The organism is Micrococcus sp. GbtcB5, from assembly GCF_019091605.1.
In the GTDB taxonomy this organism is placed as follows: Bacteria; Actinomycetota; Actinomycetes; order Actinomycetales; family Micrococcaceae; genus Micrococcus; species Micrococcus luteus.
The window spans coordinates 1-244 of the sequence record NZ_JAGXJK010000359.1 but is presented as its reverse complement, the minus strand read 5'-3'; the positions used below and the strand labels follow the sequence as shown (position 1 = coordinate 244).

The 244-nt window shown below is 76.2% G+C and carries 1 protein-coding gene; it reads right to left on the bottom strand.

Translation table 11 applies throughout. The annotated features are described in order from the left end of the window. A partial coding sequence (locus KVS67_RS12695; protein ID WP_217565519.1) for an undecaprenyl diphosphate synthase family protein occupies positions 1-244 on the bottom strand: 244 nt, incomplete at both ends.

Here is a 244-nt window from a genome sequence, read left to right as displayed (position 1 = left end):
CCACCGCGCCGACCGGCTGCACGCAGACGGTGGCGCGGCCCTCGGCCGGCTGGGCGAGGCGCTCCGCCGTCGTCTGGATGATCTCCAGGAGCGGGGCGTGCTCCTCCGCCGGGCGCCGCAGGATCTCGGTGGAGAGCATGTAGAGCGTGACCACGGGGATCCCGGCCTCGTCGCACCAGCCGATGCAGTCGAGGATGCGCTCGGCGCCGGCCTGGGGGGCCTGCGGCGTGGGCGCTCCGGACGC